Source organism: Hyphomonas sp. ske169 (assembly GCF_056850855.1).
In genome coordinates this window covers 794,596-811,185 of sequence record NZ_CP096146.1, presented here as the reverse complement: position 1 = coordinate 811,185, position 16,590 = coordinate 794,596, and the positions used below count along the sequence as shown (strand labels likewise).

Annotated in this window: 12 protein-coding genes; 9 read left to right on the top strand and 3 right to left on the bottom strand. The window is 55.9% G+C overall.

Going from position 1 to position 16,590, the window contains the following annotated elements:
* The first annotated feature begins 68 nt into the window (after nucleotides 1-68).
* The 3 genes from MY069_RS03885 (at nucleotide 69) to MY069_RS03875 (ending at nucleotide 3,830) form a co-directional block, all read left to right on the top strand.
* On the top strand, nucleotides 69-1,538 hold the full coding sequence (locus MY069_RS03885; protein WP_482795761.1) for an OmpA family protein: 1,470 nt from the start codon (nucleotides 69-71) through the stop codon (nucleotides 1,536-1,538).
* Nucleotides 1,539-2,783, top strand: a complete 1,245-nt coding sequence (locus MY069_RS03880; RefSeq protein ID WP_482795760.1) for a hypothetical protein — start codon at nucleotides 1,539-1,541, stop codon at nucleotides 2,781-2,783.
* Between the two features lie 132 nt (nucleotides 2,784-2,915).
* Nucleotides 2,916-3,830: a M48 family metallopeptidase gene (locus tag MY069_RS03875; RefSeq protein ID WP_482795759.1), complete on the top strand. Its 915-nt coding sequence runs from the start codon at nucleotides 2,916-2,918 to the stop codon at nucleotides 3,828-3,830.
* Between the two features lie 75 nt (nucleotides 3,831-3,905).
* On the opposite strand, the gene MY069_RS03870 is transcribed toward MY069_RS03875, so the two are convergent.
* Together MY069_RS03870 and MY069_RS03865 are read right to left on the bottom strand one after the other, a co-directional pair.
* Nucleotides 3,906-4,259, bottom strand: a complete 354-nt coding sequence (locus MY069_RS03870; protein ID WP_482795758.1) for a hypothetical protein — start codon at nucleotides 4,257-4,259, stop codon at nucleotides 3,906-3,908.
* Nucleotides 4,256-5,917, bottom strand: a complete 1,662-nt coding sequence (locus tag MY069_RS03865) for a S41 family peptidase (RefSeq protein ID WP_482795757.1) — start codon at nucleotides 5,915-5,917, stop codon at nucleotides 4,256-4,258. Before MY069_RS03865 ends, MY069_RS03870 begins: the two co-directional genes overlap by 4 nt.
* Nucleotides 5,918-6,204: 287 nt before the next feature.
* On the opposite strand from MY069_RS03865, the gene rplK reads away from it, so the two are divergent.
* Nucleotides 6,205-6,633: a 50S ribosomal protein L11 gene (gene rplK, locus MY069_RS03860; RefSeq protein ID WP_482795756.1), complete on the top strand. Its 429-nt coding sequence runs from the start codon at nucleotides 6,205-6,207 to the stop codon at nucleotides 6,631-6,633.
* Nucleotides 6,634-6,637: 4 nt separating this feature from the next.
* On the top strand, nucleotides 6,638-7,330 hold the full coding sequence (rplA, locus tag MY069_RS03855) for a 50S ribosomal protein L1 (RefSeq protein ID WP_482795755.1): 693 nt from the start codon (nucleotides 6,638-6,640) through the stop codon (nucleotides 7,328-7,330).
* A gap of 80 nt (nucleotides 7,331-7,410) precedes the next feature.
* Here the strand turns inward: rplA and MY069_RS03850 are convergent, their stop codons facing one another.
* Nucleotides 7,411-9,087 carry a M28 family metallopeptidase gene (locus MY069_RS03850; protein ID WP_482795754.1) on the bottom strand — a complete coding sequence of 559 codons (1,677 nt, stop codon included), beginning with the start codon at nucleotides 9,085-9,087 and terminating at the stop codon, nucleotides 7,411-7,413.
* Nucleotides 9,088-9,209: 122 nt separating this feature from the next.
* Between MY069_RS03850 and MY069_RS03845 the strand changes: the two genes are divergently transcribed.
* The 4 genes from MY069_RS03845 to rpoB all read left to right on the top strand — a co-directional run bounded on the left by MY069_RS03845 (nucleotide 9,210) and on the right by rpoB (nucleotide 16,511).
* Nucleotides 9,210-10,961 carry an amidohydrolase gene (locus tag MY069_RS03845; protein WP_482795753.1) on the top strand — a complete coding sequence of 584 codons (1,752 nt, stop codon included), beginning with the start codon at nucleotides 9,210-9,212 and terminating at the stop codon, nucleotides 10,959-10,961.
* 310 nt (nucleotides 10,962-11,271) lie between these two features.
* Nucleotides 11,272-11,787: a 50S ribosomal protein L10 gene (gene rplJ / locus MY069_RS03840; RefSeq protein ID WP_482795752.1), complete on the top strand. Its 516-nt coding sequence runs from the start codon at nucleotides 11,272-11,274 to the stop codon at nucleotides 11,785-11,787.
* Between the two features lie 58 nt (nucleotides 11,788-11,845).
* Nucleotides 11,846-12,226 carry a 50S ribosomal protein L7/L12 gene (gene rplL / locus MY069_RS03835; protein WP_482795751.1) on the top strand — a complete coding sequence of 127 codons (381 nt, stop codon included), beginning with the start codon at nucleotides 11,846-11,848 and terminating at the stop codon, nucleotides 12,224-12,226.
* Nucleotides 12,227-12,392: 166 nt separating this feature from the next.
* Complete coding sequence (gene rpoB / locus MY069_RS03830; protein ID WP_482795750.1) at nucleotides 12,393-16,511, top strand: DNA-directed RNA polymerase subunit beta; 4,119 nt, start codon at nucleotides 12,393-12,395, stop codon at nucleotides 16,509-16,511.
* Nucleotides 16,512-16,590: the final 79 nt, after the last annotated feature.

Below are 16,590 nucleotides of genomic sequence, written 5' to 3'. Positions count from 1 at the left end.
TTGCCTGATTCCAAGGGATAAGGCAGGACTTGAAGGTTAATGCAGTCTTTAGAATAGGAGATTGCGACATGGGTGCCTATGACACAATGACTGCCGGTCTGAGTGGTGCAGCCTTGGCGGTATTGGGGATTGTCACAGTTCATGGCGAGTCCGAGTACCACCTGAATGCCGCACAGATGCAGGGTGAGTTACAGCGGCTTGCGAGCCAAGCCTTGGTCGATTCCGGTCAAAGCTGGGCGAGTGTTGAGATGACAGGACAGCGGGCGTTGATCACCGGCGCACCGCCATCGGTTGACGCAGCCGAGGCCGCAAGGCTCGCGGTTTTAACTTCCGCGGGACAAGGCGGAATGATCTGGGGCGGGGTTCTGTCCGTGTCCACAGAGTTCGAAGAAATCCGAGATTTACCATTCGCATCGCCCTTCGTTTGGCGCGCGATTAAAAGCACAAGTGGCGCGATCGTGTTTGTCGGCTCGGTGCCGAATGATGCCAGCAAGACCGCTTTGGCAGAACATGCCGCGACGCTGAGCAGCGATACGTTAGATGACCGGGCGCAATTGGCGTCAGGGGTGCCCGAAGGCGATTGGCTGGGCACCGCGAAATATGGCCTCGATCAGCTTGCATTATTAGACAGCGGCGAAGCGCGTCTGACCGACTATGAGCTCAAGCTGAGCGGGATCGCGATGCAAGATGCCGCGCGCATGCAGGCCACAGCCTCCATCGTCAACTTGTCAGCCCCGTGGATTGGCGTGTCTGACATTGAGGGGCCTAGCCATTGGCAAGCTGAACATGTCGACGGCACGCTCGTCCTCTCAGGCAGCTGCGAAACCGCTGAAGAGCGCGCTGAAATCGCGGAGATTGCCGAGACCTATTTTGACGGCCCAGTGATCGATCAAATGACGATTGAGAGCACGGAATTAGAACCCTGGATCCAAGGCGTGCGCCTCGGCTTGCCGCATTTCTCCAAGTTCGAAAGCGGCGAAATGCAATTCCACCCAGAAGGTGATGGATTCAGCTTTGAAGGCGAGGCGACGAGTTCAACGCTGCAATTCCTCCGCGAAGATATGAGCGAGCTAACCGGCGCCTATGCGGTCGAGATTGAGGCCGAAACGGTGACCGTCGAGCTGGATGAAATTTCCGGCGTGGATCTTGGCGATGACCCGCTTCAGGCCTGCCAAACCTCGTTCGACCTGATCATGGATGCGAACCAAGTTGTGTTTGAAACCGGCAGCGCCGCGATCTCTCGGGCGAGTGGTGAAACGCTTGATAAAATCATGGCGGTGTCTGGGACCTGTGCTGAGACATTGGTCTTCGAAGTCGGCGGACATACCGACAATAGCGGGGCGCCTGAGGCGAATACGGTCTTAAGTGAAGCCCGCGCCCAAGCGGTCGCGAATTACATGGGCGATACAGGGTTCGATCTGGCGCGTTTGCTTGTGCGAGGCTATGGACCCGATCAACCAAAAGCGGACAATGCGACAGCAGACGGTCGCGCCGCCAATCGCAGAATTGAATTTAAAGTTCAGGAACGGAGCGAGTAGATGCAGTGGTTAATTGCAAACATGTGGATGGTGCTCGCCGTCGCGACATTTCTAGGCTTGTTGTTTGGGTTCTCGTTTCGCGGACTGCTGGCGAGCAATCAGGTGCGGCGCGCCGGAATTGAGCGTGAGATCGCCAAGACCGAACTGACCCAAGCAAAAGCCGAAGTCGACGCGCTTTACGCCGCTCAGCGCAAGCGCAAAGAGGAAGCGGCCCAAGCGGTCGGCGGCGACGATACATTGCGCCAGGAACTCGACGAGCGCGAAACTCGGATCACCTCGCTTGGGGATGAGCTCGCCGCAGCGCGCTCAGAACTGGAAGCGCTGAAATCAAATGCGGATCAAGACAATGGACTGGTCAAATCTGCCGCTGGGGCCGCGGTTGGCGCTTTGGCCGGTGCGGCCTTGTCAGATGATAATGAAAAAGAATTAGCAAATCTCCGCGATCGCAACACTTGGCTCGAAGAGCGAGTGGTCGCCCTCGAAGCCGATGTTTCAGCCGCTGCGGCGATCGTTCCGGCAGCGAGCGAAGATCAGCAGGACGACGATCCTGCGCTTGAGAAACTCACTTGGCAGACGGCCTATTTGCGCCAACGAGTTGATGCTCTGGAGGCGAAGACGATTGCGTTAAACGAAAGTGCTCATCCAGCGGCGGTGGTCGCAGCTGCGGAGCCAGAATCTGAACCCGATCCGGCGCCGGAAAATCCAGAAGCTGATAATGATCCAGCAGCAAATGCCGCTGCCGATGAAGAGATGGCACGCCTGCGCTGGCGCAATCGCTATCTAGAAGGGCGGCTCGCCTATTTTGAACAGGCGGAAGAGGCGGTCGAAGAGGTTGCTGAACAGGCGGCTGAAGACGTGAGCGAAGCTGAGCCTGTCGAGCCAGAGCCAGAAACAGAGCCGGTTGCACTCGCGCCTGTTCCTGACACGGCGCCCGAAGAGGAGGCGCCAGCAGCTGAAGCTGCAGAAGATGTGCATCCGTCAGATGCTGTTTTGGCGGAACTCGAAGGCACCCAGCCTGAACAAGTCGAGAAACCGTCAAATGGTGGGGATGATCTCACCGCGATTACCGGCGTGGGGCCGCGGATTGCTGAAGTGCTAAACGGGCTCGGTATCTGGACCTATGAGCAGGTTGCGGGCTGGTTGCCGGAGCATGAGACTTGGATTGAAAACCATCTTTCATTCAAAGGCCGCGTGAGTCGCGAAAACTGGGTCGGCCAGGCGAAAGAGCTGCTGGTGGCGGCTTAACCGCGCCAATCGGCAGCTTCATACAGCATTCACGTGACGCATGCGATTTTATGTGCGAGCATTTGATTAACCACAGTTTTTGCGCTCTGATCCGTTCGGCGCTAAACTGGTTTTGTATTGGGAGACAGGACCATGAGCGATCTATTAATTACCGATGAAATGATCGAAACCGGCGACCGCATTGATGCGCCGCGCGACTTTCTAGACAAGGCGCCGCGCATGCGGATGTCACGCCGCGCGATGATCCGCGGACTGGCTTGCGGCACGATTGTCCCCATCGTCACCGGCTGCTCGACCAATCCGGTGACCGGCGAGTCGCAGCTCATCTTGCCTGGCTTTGACAATGCGTCCTTGGCGGCGATGTCGACCACTGCTTGGTCGGAAATGAAAAAACAAACGCCGCAAACCGGTGATAGCCGTCTGCGCAGCCGGGTTCTGACCACATGGGACCGAACCGCAAAAGGGCGCACAAGCGCGCTGAAAGACAAATATAATCAAGACGTCGCCTATGTGCCGGCCGAATGGGAAGTTGCTGTTTTCGATACCGATGACATCAATGCCTTCGTGATGCCGGGCCAGCAGGTTGGCGTGTATCGCGGGATCACCGAGCTGACTGAAAATGATGACCAGCTCGCGTCTATTCTTGGCCACGAAGCTGGGCATATTGATGGTCGCCATTCTGCTGCACGCGCCTCCGCGCAAGTGACAGCGCAAGTTGCCATGGTCGCCGGTCAGGTCGCCATCGCTCAATCTGAAGAGCTCCGCCAATATGGCAACACGCTCGCCGCGCTTGGCGGGGCCGCGATCCAGTTTGGGGTGCTGCTGCCTTATAGCCGCAACCACGAGCTGCAGGCTGACAAACTCGGCGTCGATTACATGCACAAAGCTGGCTATGACGTGACCCAAGCGCCGCGTTTGTGGGAGCTGATGGATAAGAAAAGCGCTGGTAATCGCCCGCCAGAATTCATGTCCACCCACCCCGATCCAGGCCGCCGCCGCAATGAGTTGATCAATTACATCAACGCCAACGGCTACGCGTTTATCTAAAGCGTGGGTCCAGAGTAATCTGAGAAAAAGCCCGCTCGTTGAGAGCGGGCTTTTGTTTTGGTGTTTGGTGTCGCGTCAAAGCGGCTGACAAGAAACGTCCGGAAGAGGGATTTCGGATTCCGATCCATCTTGCACCGCGAAGCAGATACCGTCTTTGACGAACAGATTGAAAATGATCGGCTTTTCTGGGCTTCGTGTCTCATACTCAGAGAGTTTTTGCGGGAGCACAGATACAGTCGAGCTTTCTTGTCCTCTATCGGCCCCAAGCTCAATCGAGGCCCGCCCCATGGCGGCCGCGAGACCAGACTTTAGCGCCGCCATTGTTTCGGGTTGCGCATCTGTCAGCGCCGCGGGAACCGCGGTTTGAGCATGCTGACACGCGCCCAAAGACAGGATTGAGAGACTGAGAAGGCAAGCGCGTTTGATCATGGCATTCTCATATCACGATTGTTTTTGATGAAGTCGTCTTGCGCACTCAACGCGGTGGTCGCAACTTCGGTCATGTTCGGCTTTGAGTGCACGACTTCGACGCTCGGCTTCGGGCTGATCGCTGGGCACGTACCGTTCTCGCGATAGTTTAGCGCTGCCGCAAATAGTGCTTCCGCCGGATCGCCAAGCTCCTGAGTGAAATCGTCTGCAACGACACAACCAGAGACGCGTTCGCCAAAGCCAAAGGTCGAATTGTTAGGCACGAAGCCATCGGAATAATCGCCGAAGCCTTTATCGTTCAAACCTCGGAATTGGATGGTGTAGTAGGTCTCGCCGCAATTATCGGTCGGATAGAAACCATAAGGTTTTCCGCAGGTGACATCGCCGATCAGAACGATTTCGACATCAATGCCGCGAAGCCCGTTGATCACCGCTTCACTCGCGCTGCAAGTCCCGCCCGTAGAGAGGATGAAGACCCGACCCAAATTCAGATTATCGAGCGGTGTGCCGCTCGCCAATGTGAGGCCTTGGCCCGTGTTGATGAATGGGATGGGGGCGTTTACGGCGCCGGTGACTGGGTCGACATTGCCGGCGTCTGCATTGAATTGAAGAAGCTCAAACGTTTTTCCATTGGTTCTCGCTGGGCCGGCAATCATGTAGCTCAGCTGGCTTGCAATGAAGAGTCGTCCGCCGCCATTATAGCGCAGATCCAGGACGAGGTCCGTCACCCCTTCATTGCTCAATTGTGTGATTGCATTGGCAATCGATTCTTCAGCAGAATTGGGACTGAATGTGTTGAAGAGAATGTACCCAACTTTGCCAGTCGCGGTATCGACGGTTCCGGTCCGGTTAACAGGAACTTCAACGATATCTGCGGATCTGATGTTAACCGTCCGAGACGAGGCGGCGCCAGGGTCTTGCACCTCAAACGTGTGCAATTCTCCGGTTGAGTTCGGGAAAAGCCCAGCATTGAGCGTATCGATTTCTGCTTGGGTTGAGCCGCCATTTACGAGATCGACGCCATCTACGGTCAAAATGCGGCTGCCGCGCACAAATTGCGTTTGACCATTCACGACTTCGGACGCCGGGGAGTTTGGTTCTGTATAGCTAATTCGATAATCGCGCGGCGGCGTGTTTGAGGCGACGACCAAATTGTAGCCATACCCAGCTTGAGCGGCGGAGGTTATTCGTTCCAGCCTGTCCGCAGTGGGTTCACTAAAGTGGAAGTCATCCAAGTCTTCCCCAGAAGGCGTGATCGCATTCGTCTTCAGAACCCCGAAATAGCTTCGACGATTGCTAAAGCCGTCCGGGTTTTGATCGGTGACTTGCTCGTTCCACAGATAGGTTTCTTCAGTCCAAGAGCGGAGCCAGAACAATTCTTCTGCGAGACTGCCGGCCTCATCTGGGAAGGCTTCACCGAGTATGTTCGTTCCGGACCGAGGGCTTGCGCATTGGTCTTTGAACATGCTCGCAGGTTCAAACACGTCTTGCGTCCAGGTCGGCGATTGAGACGGCGGTGGCGGCGGAGGTGGCGGCGGCGAAACTTGGGTTGGGGGCGTTGGGCTCGAGCCGCCTCCTCCGCCACAAGCCGCTAGAAGCGGGGCACCGGCGAGCAGCGCGATAGCAGAAGCAATCTTCGTAAAGTTCCGTGATGACATAAGCGCCTAACTCCATACGCTAATATTGTTATCCCCATACCTATATTGGGATCACATTCTGTCTGTGATTTGCAACCGATATCTGTATTTGCGACTGCAAAATTGAACAATCCTGCTTACGCTGCGTGCTTGACCGCTTGGATAGAACCTGCTTTAGGCCAGCGCTCACTCTTAGAGTGAACCAAAACCGTTTGTGGGAGGGGCAGCCAGCCCGAACCACGAACCCTCTAAACCCTGGCGTCTGGATCGAAAGACCACCAGACACCGCTTTTGCCAGAGAGGCTATCATGGCTAAGAAACTGCTGGGGCAGCTTAAGCTCCAGATTCCTGCCGGCGCAGCAAACCCATCGCCACCAGTTGGTCCGGCGCTCGGTCAGCGCGGCATCAATATTATGGAATTCTGTAAGGCGTTCAACGCCAAAACAGAGAAGATGGAAAAAGGCCTGCCGCTGCCGGTCGTCATCGACTATTATCAAGACAAGTCGTTCACCTTCATCGTGAAAACGGCGCCCGCATCTGTTTTGCTGCGCAAAGCTGCGAAACTGAAAAAAGGCAGCCAAGAGCCTGGCCGTTCTGTCGCCGGCAAAGTGACCCGCGCCCAGTGCCGCGAGATTGCTGAAGCGAAAATGGCTGACCTGAACGCCAACGATCTCGATCAAGCAACCAAGATCATTGAGGGCTCTGCGCGCTCAATGGGTCTCGAAGTGGTGGAGTAAGAGCATGGCTGGAAAACGTTACCGCGCAGCGGCTGAGACCGTTGATGTCGATACACTTTACAGCGTTGCAGATGCTGTGAAGCTCGTAAAGTCAAATGCCACATCGAAGTTTGATGAAACCGTAGAGATTGCTGTCAATCTCGGCGTTGATCCAAAATACGCTGACCAAATGGTCCGCGGTGTGGTCTCGCTGCCATCTGGCACCGGTAAAGACGTCCGCGTGGCTGTGTTCGCACGTGATGCGAAAGCAGACGAAGCGCGTGAAGCTGGCGCTGAGATTGTCGGTGCTGAAGACCTGATGGAAGAAATCCAAAACGGTAAGTCTGACTTTGACCGCGTTATTGCCTCACCAGACATGATGTCTGTTGTTGGTCGCCTGGGTAAAATCCTCGGGCCGCGCGGCCTGATGCCAAACCCAAAAGTTGGCACCGTGACCCCGAATGTCGGACAAGCTGTGAAAGATGCCAAAGGCGGTTCAGTTGAGTTCCGTGTCGAGAAACTCGGCATCATTCACGCTGGCATCGGCAAAGCGTCATTCACAGAAGATGCGATCGAAAAGAACGTTCGCGCCTTTATTGACGCCCTGATGAAAGCCAAGCCTTCTGGGGCCAAAGGCACTTATGTCAAAAAGATCGCTTTGAGCTCAACCATGGGCCCAGGTGTTGTCGTTGACACATCGGACGCGATTGCAAGCTAAGGCTTGAAGCAAGAGACAAATGATAAAGCCCGCTGATTGAAATCAGCGGGCTTTTTTCATGTCGGCAGTTTATGCGTGGGCTATTCGCTTAATTGCGGACCGTTAAACTGGCGCGCGAAGAAATCATCTTTGTTCCAAAGCGGGCGCTCTTCTTGATTGGCCAGGATCAGCGCGATTTTGGTGTTAAGATCCGCAAATTTCGCCGCCGCATCAAGACTGACATTCTCGTTCATCTCATCGGATGGGCGATGGTAATTCTTGGCAAAATGCTCGGCCCAAGCGGCCTCTCCACCATTTGCATATCCTGTCGCGAGAAAGACCGCGGGCACACCGATTTGGACCAGACGATAATGATCCGAGCGGGTAAAGATCCCTTGATCCGGCATCGGGTCTGGACTGAGCACCATTCCCATCTCTTCAGCTGCTTGACCGACAGCATCGGCGATCGTCGACCGATCGGAACCGAACGCGACCACGTCTTCGAAGTCATAGGTCAGGACCGGCATATCGAGATTGACATTGCCGACAATTCGGCTGGCATCGACGGTCGGGTTCTGCGCGAAATATTGCGCGCCGAGCAGGCCTTTCTCTTCTGCGGTCACCAGCAGCAACATGATCGATCGCTTCGGGCGTTCGCCAGCAAGGATCAAACGCGCTGCTTCGAGCAATGTCGCGACCCCCGCGGCATTGTCCAAGGCGCCATTATTGATCTTATCATCTTCGAAGGATTTCGAGATGCCGATATGATCCAAGTGGGCGGTCAGAACGATGACTTCGTTTTTAAGCTCCGGATCGCTGCCTTCGATCATGCCGATGACGTTGTCGGACTCGACGGTATCGAGGGTCGAAGTTTGGGTCATGGCGATGCGATAGGGCAGGGCAAAGCCTTCAACCGCGCCGCCTTCTGCTTCAGCCGCTTCCATAATCGCGTCAAAGTCTTGGCCTGCGCCTTCCAGCAGCTTGCGGCCACCTTCCATAGAGACCGATGCGCCGGCCTGAATGTTCGGCGCAGTTGTGTAGGTCGTGCCGTCGGGTTGTAGCCAGCTCATATTCGCTGCTTCTAGCCGGCCTTCGCCGACCAGACGCGCGAACGAATAGACTTGTTCGCGGGTGGGCGTTGCGAGGGTCACGCTGCCAATGGCGCCGCGATCAGAAGCTTCCTTGCCCTTTTGCGAGCCATAATAGGCCCGCTCTTCGGTTTGGATGCCTTTCGGGGTGCCGCCGAGTGTGACGATGATCTTTCCATCGACATCAAGCCCTTCATAGTCATTGCGTCCGAGATCTGGCGCAACAATACCAAAGCCGACAAAAACGGCCTCCGCTTCGACGGTTGCTTCAGCCGAGCGGGTTGAACCGAACATCACATAATCAACATTCTCTTCGACCTCTAATGGCTCGCCGGTTTCGCTATTGGTCACCGAAAACGAAAGCGCTTCAGGGTCGCGATAGCTACGGCGCAAGGGGACGGTTTGGAAATAGGTGCCATTGTCACCGGCGGGGGCGATGCCCAGCTTTTCCATTTCTGCTGCCGCATAAGCCGCTGCAGCATCATATCCTGCGGTGCCAGCCTCGCGGCCTTCCAGCGCGTCGCTTGCCAAATAGGTGATGTGGGCCCGGATGTTTTCCTTGTCGGCAGCGAGCGGCGTTGCCGCGGAGCTTGCGCTGGATTGATCCTGGGGTTCCGCGGGCTCGCTTGCGGGTTGGCAAGCGGCCGCGATGAGTAGCGCGCTTAAGGTGGCGCTCAGTTTGAGTGTCATTTGAATCAGCTCTCCCAATGTCTGAATGACCGCAAAAGACCGGGATCGCGCCGAAATGTCCAGTCAATCCTTGGATTGCTTTTTTAGATCAGTTCGGCAAGCTGGCGTCGGGAGGAAGTTTAATGATCAAAAGAAGTATGGGCGCCTTACTGGTCGCGAGCCTATTCGGCTGCGCAGCGTCTAATGAAAATGCCCAGCCAACAGCGGAAGAAGGGGCGAATGCCACCATCTATGCCGCCGCCAATGTCGTTACTCTGTCGGACGCGGGCGTGGTTGAAGCAGTTGCGGTTCAAGACGGCCTGATTATTGGGGTGGGAAGCCTTGCAGATCTGCAAGCAGATCTGCCTGGGGCTGAAACCGATCTTACATTCGAAACCCAAACAATTGTGCCAGGGCTGATCGACCCGCATGTGCATATGGGGCTCTCTTCGCTTCAATATGCAACGCCGCTAACCCCGCCATGGCCGATGGCGACACCGGATGGCATGGTGCGCGGGCTTCCAAACCGGGCGGCCTTCTTCGAGCGCTTGGCAGAAATCGAGGCGGCCGCCCCGGCGGGTGAACCGCTGATCATCTATGGCTTCCACAATCTGGTGCATGGCGATCTGACGCGCACCGATCTCGATGCTGTGACAACAGATCGGCCGCTGATCATCTGGCACTATTCGAGCCACGATTTTTACCTCAACTCGGCTGGTCTGGATTGGGCCGGGATAGACGCGTCTTTGCATGAACAATTTGAGGGCGTGGACTTGGATGCAGATGGCAATCTGACGGGCCGCATTTATGAGGATGCGATCCCGTCTTTGATGCATGCCATTGGTCCCATTCTATTAGCGCCAAACCGTTTGTCGGAGGGCTTAGAAGGGTTCTCTGCTTTGTTGCGCGCAGGCGGCGTCACCACCGTGGCCGATCTTGGCTATGGGATTTTCACCCTGCCGCTCGAGAATGCGAACATAGCGGGAAATTGGCGCTCGATCGATCATGCGGGCTATCGGCTCTATCTGGTGCCAGAGCATCGCGCCTTCCAGGCGGCGTTCGGCGACGAGCGCGTGACGCAAATCTTGGGTATGGTGTCTGGCGAGGTGGCGACGCCGGCGCCAGTTTTGCCGCAAGTGAAATTCTTCACTGATGCGGCGTTTTACTCGCAGACCATGCGAATTTCCGAGCCGGGATATCTCAGCGGGCAATCGCAAGGCAGTCAGGGCCTTTGGGTGCTGCAGCCGGACGAGATCGCGCCCACCATTCAGCCTTATTGGGATGCTGGGCTCGCGGTGCGCATTCACTCGAACGGGGATGCCGCCCAAACCGCGACCTTGGATGCATTGGCGGAGTTAAGGCCGTCAGATTCTGATCGAAAATTCGTGTTTGAACATGCCGGACTGTTTTCGCCCGAACAAGTCACACGCGCGGCAGAACTCGGCGCGGCGATTTCAGCGGCGAGCCATTATGTCTTCTATCTCGGACAGGCCTATCAGTCGCCGCTGGGGCCGGATCGCGGTGATTGGATCTTGCCGCTCGCAAGCCTCAGCGCGGCGGGCGTGCCGGTGACCTTGCATTCCGACGCCCCGCTCGCGCCGCCTTTACCGTTGCGGGCGGCCAGCGTTCACATGCTGCGCTCAACCCGCGAGGGCGCCGAACTCACCCCATCTGAGAAGCTCTCAGCCGAGGAAGCCTTGGAGTCGGTTACGATTGATGCGGCCTATGCGCTGGGGCTCGAAGATGAAATTGGCAGTATCGAGCTTGGCAAAATCGCAGATTTCACCATTCTAGACACGAACCCGCTCACACAACCGGGGGAGGCTTGGCCAGAGATTGAGGTCTGGGGGGTTGTGATCGACGGGGAAAAGCGTCCGCTGAGGCAGGGCGAATAAGAAAAAAGAACCCGACCCTTGACTTTTGTGAAATTAGGGCTTGCGCGCCTGTGGATCAAAGGTTAAGGAACGCGGCTTGCGGGAGATTGGCGATTCGTCGGTCTCCCGTTTCCTGTCCGAGACCATGGGTGGCTTTTTAAAAGTTTAAATCCCTTGATAGACGGGGTGATGCAGGTTGGTCTGTGATGTTTCACAGATTGGACTGGTCTGCGGATGCCCTGGGCAGGCGCTTGAAATGGCGTCTAGGCGTCATCGACGGCAACCCCAGGCGCCCGGATGGTCCGGTCGCCTTGTTTGAAGGAGATCCGTAATGGATAGAGCCGGAAAAGCCGAAGCCATCAAATCGCTCGAGGGCGTTATTGCTGACTCAGGCAGTGTCATCGTGGCACGTTATACCGGTCTTTCAGTTGCGGAGATGACTGAGTTCCGTAGCAAACTGCGCGAGCAGGGTGCGACAGCGAAAGTGGTCAAGAATCGTCTCTTTAAAAAGGCACTTGATGGAAAAGGCGGCGACGCGGCGAATGCCATGTTTGTTGACCAGACTGTCATTGCTTATGCTGAAGACCCAGTTGCTGCGGCAAAGGGTGCGTCAGAGTTCGCGAAAGATAACGAGAAACTCGTAATCGTTGGCGGCATGATGGGCGAAGAAATTCTTGATGCGGCGGGCGTTACAGCGCTCTCCAAAATGCCATCTCGCGAGGAACAAATTGCGACTGTTGTTGCACGCCTCTTGGGGCAAGCAAGCCAACTGGGTCAGCGTCTAAATGCACCAGGTCAAGGCCTGGCGGGCGCGATCAACGCCATTGGCGAGCAGGCAGCAGCGTAAGGTCAATTCCACAGCAAAGACCAGCAAACACATCAACCCGAAACAGGAAATCAGAAAAATGGCTGATATCGCAAAACTTGGTGAAGAGCTCCTCGGCCTCACCATTCTTGAAGCAAAAGAACTCAACGACTTTCTCGAAGAGCGTGGCATTAAAGCTGCGGCAGCTGTCGCTGTTGCAGGCCCAGCAGCTGGTGGCGACGCCGGTGGCGACGCCGCTGCTGAGAAAGACGAATTTGACGTCATTCTCACCGATGCCGGTGCGAAGAAAATCAACGTGATTAAAGTTGTCCGCGAAGTCGTGGGTGGCCTTGGTCTGAAAGAAGCTAAAGAGCTCGTAGAAGGTGCTCCGAAGCCAATCAAAGAAGGCGTCGCAAAAGACGAAGCCGAAGAAATCAAGAAGAAGTTCGAAGAAGCCGGCGCAACCGTCGAGCTCAAGTAAGCTTCTGCCCCATCCGGGGTGAGTACAGTGCGGGGTGGTGTGTGCGCGAAGCACCGTTTCGTCAGTAATTAGCGCGGCAAGGCCTGTTTGGCTTTGCCGCGCCCTCGCGTTCTAGGCGACACGCCGCTTTGGTCGACGGACTGAGTGGCAAAAAACGGAAGACAAGATGGCACTCTCTTTCACTGAAAAGAAACGCATCCGCAAATCCTTCGGCAAAATTCCCGAAGCCATCGATATGCCAAACCTCATCGAGGTTCAGCGCTCCTCATATGAACACTTCCTGCAAATGCACACACCGCAAGCAGAACGGACCGATGATGGTCTGGGCGGCGTGTTCAAGTCAGTGTTCCCAATCATCGATTTCAACGAGCGCGCGTCGCTCGAATATGTTTCGTATGAGTTTGAGCCGCCGAAATTCGACACAGAAGAATGTATGCAGCGTGACCTGACATATGCAGCGCCTTTGAAAGTGCGTTTGCAGCTGGTCGTGTTTGACATTGACGAAGACACTGGCGCCAAGTCGGTTAAGGAAGTCAAAGAACAAGAGGTCTATCTCGGGGATATCCCGCTGATGACCAATAAGGGGACGTTCATCGTGAACGGAACCGAGCGTGTTATTGTGAGCCAGATGCACCGGTCGCCAGGTGTGTTCTTCGATCACGATAAAGGTAAGACGCACTCGTCTGGTAAGCTGCTCTTCGCGGCGCGGATCATTCCGTATCGCGGTTCGTGGCTCGACTTTGAGTTTGACGCCAAAGACATCTTGAACGTTCGGATCGACCGGAAGCGGAAACTACCAGCGACCACTTTGATGATGGCGCTCGGCTATGACGCTGATCAGATCCTCGACATGTTCTACACCCACTCGATCTACCGTTTGGATAAAGCGGGCTGGATCACTGGGTTTAATCCAGATGCCTGGAAAGGCGTGAAGCCGACATTTGATCTGGTTGATGCCAAGTCTGGCAAGGTCGTGGCGCCGGCTGATCGTAAGATTACCGCGCTCGCTCTGAAGCGGATCAAAGAGGGCGGCACAGAAGAGCTGCTGCTGCCAACCACTGCGGTTGAAGGCAAATTCCTGGCGCGCGACATCGTCAACCGGAAAACCGGTGAGATTTATGGCGAGTCTGGTGACCTGCTGGACGAAGAGCTTCTCGCTGAGCTGCGTGAGCAGAAAATCAAAGCGATCGAAGTGCTCGATGTTGATGGCGGGGGCCGCGGCCCATGGCTGCGCAACACGCTGAAAGCTGACAAGAACGACACCCGCTTCGAAGCGCTGTCGGACATTTATCGCGTCATGCGCCCAGGTGAGCCGCCAACCCAGGAAGCGGCGGACGCTCTGTTCAATCAGCTTTTCTTTGATGGTGAGCGCTATGACCTGTCTGCTGTTGGCCGGGTGAAAATGAACACCCGTCTGAAAGTGGCTGTCCCGGGCTATGAGCCTGCCGAAGACACTGAGCGGACGCTCCGCAATGACGATATTGTCGGTGTCGCAAAGGTCATTTTGGATCTGAAAGACGGCAAAGGCGAAGTCGACGACATTGATAACCTTGGCAACCGCCGTGTGCGCTCTGTCGGGGAATTGATGGAGAATAATTACCGCATTGGTCTGGTGCGCATGGAGCGCGCGATCAAAGAGCGGATGAGCTCTGTCGACATCGACACAGTGATGCCGAACGACCTGATCAATGCGAAGCCAGTTGTGGCGTCTGTGCGCGAGTTCTTTGGCTCTTCGCAGCTGTCTCAGTTCATGGATCAAACCAACCCGCTTTCTGAGATTACGCACAAGCGTCGTCTCTCAGCGCTTGGGCCTGGTGGGCTGACGAGGGAACGTGCGGGCTTTGAGGTTCGCGACGTGCACCCGACCCATTATGGCCGGATCTGCCCGATTGAAACGCCAGAAGGCCCGAACATTGGTCTGATCAACTCGCTCGCCACCCATGCGCGCGTCAACAAGTATGGCTTTATCGAAAGCCCATACCGGAAAGTTGAGAATGGCAAACTGACTGATGAGGTCATCTATCTCTCTGCGATGGAAGAGCAGCTTTATAAGATTGCTCAGGCCAACACGCAGGTCGATGAGAAGGGTGAGCTGATCAACGAATTCGCTAACGCTCGTGTGAACGGCGAAGCGATGCTCGTGCTCAAAGAAGACGTTCAATATATGGACGTTTCGCCGAAACAGGTTGTTTCGGTGGCCGCAGCGCTCATCCCATTCCTTGAGAATGACGATGCGAACCGCGCTTTGATGGGCTCGAACATGCAACGTCAGGCCGTGCCACTGGTGCAAACCGATGCGCCGCTGGTCGGCACCGGGATGGAAGCCGTTGTGGCCCGCGATAGCCGCGCTGCGGTTGTTGCCTCCCGCCCAGGTGTGATTGAGCAAGTGGACGGCACGCGGATTGTTGTGCGCGCGACGGAAGATCTCGAAGGCAAGTCCGGTGTGGACATTTACCGCCTGTCGAAATTCCGCCGCTCGAACCAGAATAGCTGCATCAACCAGCGTCCGATCGTGAAAGTGGGCGATGTCGTCAAGAAAGGCGATATTATCGCTGATGGCCCGTCGACCGATCTCGGTGAGCTGGCGCTTGGCCGGAACGTGCTCGTCGCGTTTATGCCTTGGAACGGCTATAACTTTGAGGACTCGATCCTGATCTCTGAGCGTATTGTGCGCGACGATGTCTACACATCGATCCACCTTGAAGAGTTTGAAATCGCCTCGCGCGACACCAAGCTTGGCCCAGAAGAAATCACTCGCGACATTCCGAATGTCGGTGAAGAAGCTCTGCGGAACTTGGACGAAGCCGGCATTGTTGCCGTCGGTGCCGAAGTGAAAGCTGGCGATATTCTGGTCGGTAAAGTGACGCCAAAGGGCGAAAGCCCAATGACTCCGGAAGAGAAACTCCTCCGCGCGATCTTTGGTGAGAAAGCTTCAGACGTTCGTGACACCTCAATGCGTGTGCCTCCGGGCGATGCGGGTACAGTTGTCGAAGTTCGTGTGTTTAACCGCCACGGCATCGATAAAGACCAACGTGCGCTGCAAATTGAGCGTGAGCAGATCGAACAGCTGCAGGAAGATAAGGAAGACGAACAGTCTATCCTTGAGCGCAACACTTATAACCGTCTGCGCCAAGTTCTGACCGGCAAAGAAGCGGCCGCAGGGCCAAAAGGCTTCAAAACCGGCAAGATTTCTGCCGCTGATCTGGAAGAGCTGTCTGATCGCGACCTTTGGGAAATCGCGCTGAAGTCTGAAAAGGCTCAAGCCGAGATTGATGGACTGCGTGAGCAGTTTGACGAAGCCATTCGTGAGCTTGATGCGCGCTTTAACGACAAAGTCGATAAGGTTCAGCAAGGCGACGATCTGCCTCCAGGCGTGATGAAAGTCGTCAAAGTCTTCCTCGCTGTGAAGCGTAAGCTGCAGCCAGGCGATAAGATGGCCGGACGTCACGGCAACAAGGGTGTTATCTCTAAGATCAACCCGATCGAGGACATGCCATTCCTGGAAGACGGCACCCCGGTCGACATCGTGCTTAACCCGCTCGGCGTTCCATCACGGATGAACGTGGGACAGATTCTCGAAACCCACTTGGGTTGGGCGGCTGCCGGTCTTGGTAAGCTGGTGACAGAATCGCTCGAAGAGTGGCGCGCCAATAATGACGTGAAACAGCTCAAAGACACGCTTCAAAAAGTCTATGGCAATGACGAGCCGCTTCCGGAATCGGAAGAGGATCTGGTCGAGCTGGCGGGCAACCTGCACAAAGGTGTTCCGTTCGCGACGCCGGTCTTTGACGGTGCGCGTGAGCCAGACATTGTTGAGATGCTGGAGCGTGCGGGTCTGGATGGTTCAGGTCAGTCTGTCGTGTTTGACGGCCGGACCGGTGAACAGTTCAAACGCCCTGTCACAGTCGGATACAAGTATCTTCTCAAACTGCACCACCTGGTCGACGAGAAGATCCACGCCCGTTCAACCGGACCATACTCTCTGGTCACCCAGCAGCCTCTCGGCGGTAAAGCCCAGTTCGGTGGTCAGCGCTTCGGTGAGATGGAAGTCTGGGCCCTTGAGGCCTATGGCGCGGCGTACACATTGCAGGAAATGCTCACGGTTAAGTCGGATGACACCGCGGGGCGTGCGAAAGTGTACGAAGCCATTGTTCGCGGCGATGATACGTTCGAAGCCGGTATCCCGGAAAGCTTCAACGTATTGATCAAAGAGATGCGGTCACTCGGCCTGAATGTCGAGCTGATCGGAGACAATGACGGAGACTCAAACGTGGCGGCTGAATAGCCGTCGCGCCTTGAATTCAGGGTAGTAGAGTAAACAGGTTCAAAAGGTCGGATTTTCGGCGAGGAAGCCGACCAAACCC

Coding starts and splice junctions, on each gene's coding strand:
- MY069_RS03885 (WP_482795761.1), top strand. CDS start 69: ATGGGTGCCTATGACACAATGACTGCCGGTCTGAGTGGTGCAGCCTTG.
- MY069_RS03880 (WP_482795760.1), top strand. CDS start 1,539: ATGCAGTGGTTAATTGCAAACATGTGGATGGTGCTCGCCGTCGCGACA.
- MY069_RS03875 (WP_482795759.1), top strand. CDS start 2,916: ATGAGCGATCTATTAATTACCGATGAAATGATCGAAACCGGCGACCGC.
- MY069_RS03870 (WP_482795758.1), bottom strand. CDS start 4,259: ATGATCAAACGCGCTTGCCTTCTCAGTCTCTCAATCCTGTCTTTGGGC.
- MY069_RS03865 (WP_482795757.1), bottom strand. CDS start 5,917: ATGTCATCACGGAACTTTACGAAGATTGCTTCTGCTATCGCGCTGCTC.
- rplK (WP_482795756.1), top strand. CDS start 6,205: ATGGCTAAGAAACTGCTGGGGCAGCTTAAGCTCCAGATTCCTGCCGGC.
- rplA (WP_482795755.1), top strand. CDS start 6,638: ATGGCTGGAAAACGTTACCGCGCAGCGGCTGAGACCGTTGATGTCGAT.
- MY069_RS03850 (WP_482795754.1), bottom strand. CDS start 9,087: ATGACACTCAAACTGAGCGCCACCTTAAGCGCGCTACTCATCGCGGCC.
- MY069_RS03845 (WP_482795753.1), top strand. CDS start 9,210: ATGATCAAAAGAAGTATGGGCGCCTTACTGGTCGCGAGCCTATTCGGC.
- rplJ (WP_482795752.1), top strand. CDS start 11,272: ATGGATAGAGCCGGAAAAGCCGAAGCCATCAAATCGCTCGAGGGCGTT.
- rplL (WP_482795751.1), top strand. CDS start 11,846: ATGGCTGATATCGCAAAACTTGGTGAAGAGCTCCTCGGCCTCACCATT.
- rpoB (WP_482795750.1), top strand. CDS start 12,393: ATGGCACTCTCTTTCACTGAAAAGAAACGCATCCGCAAATCCTTCGGC.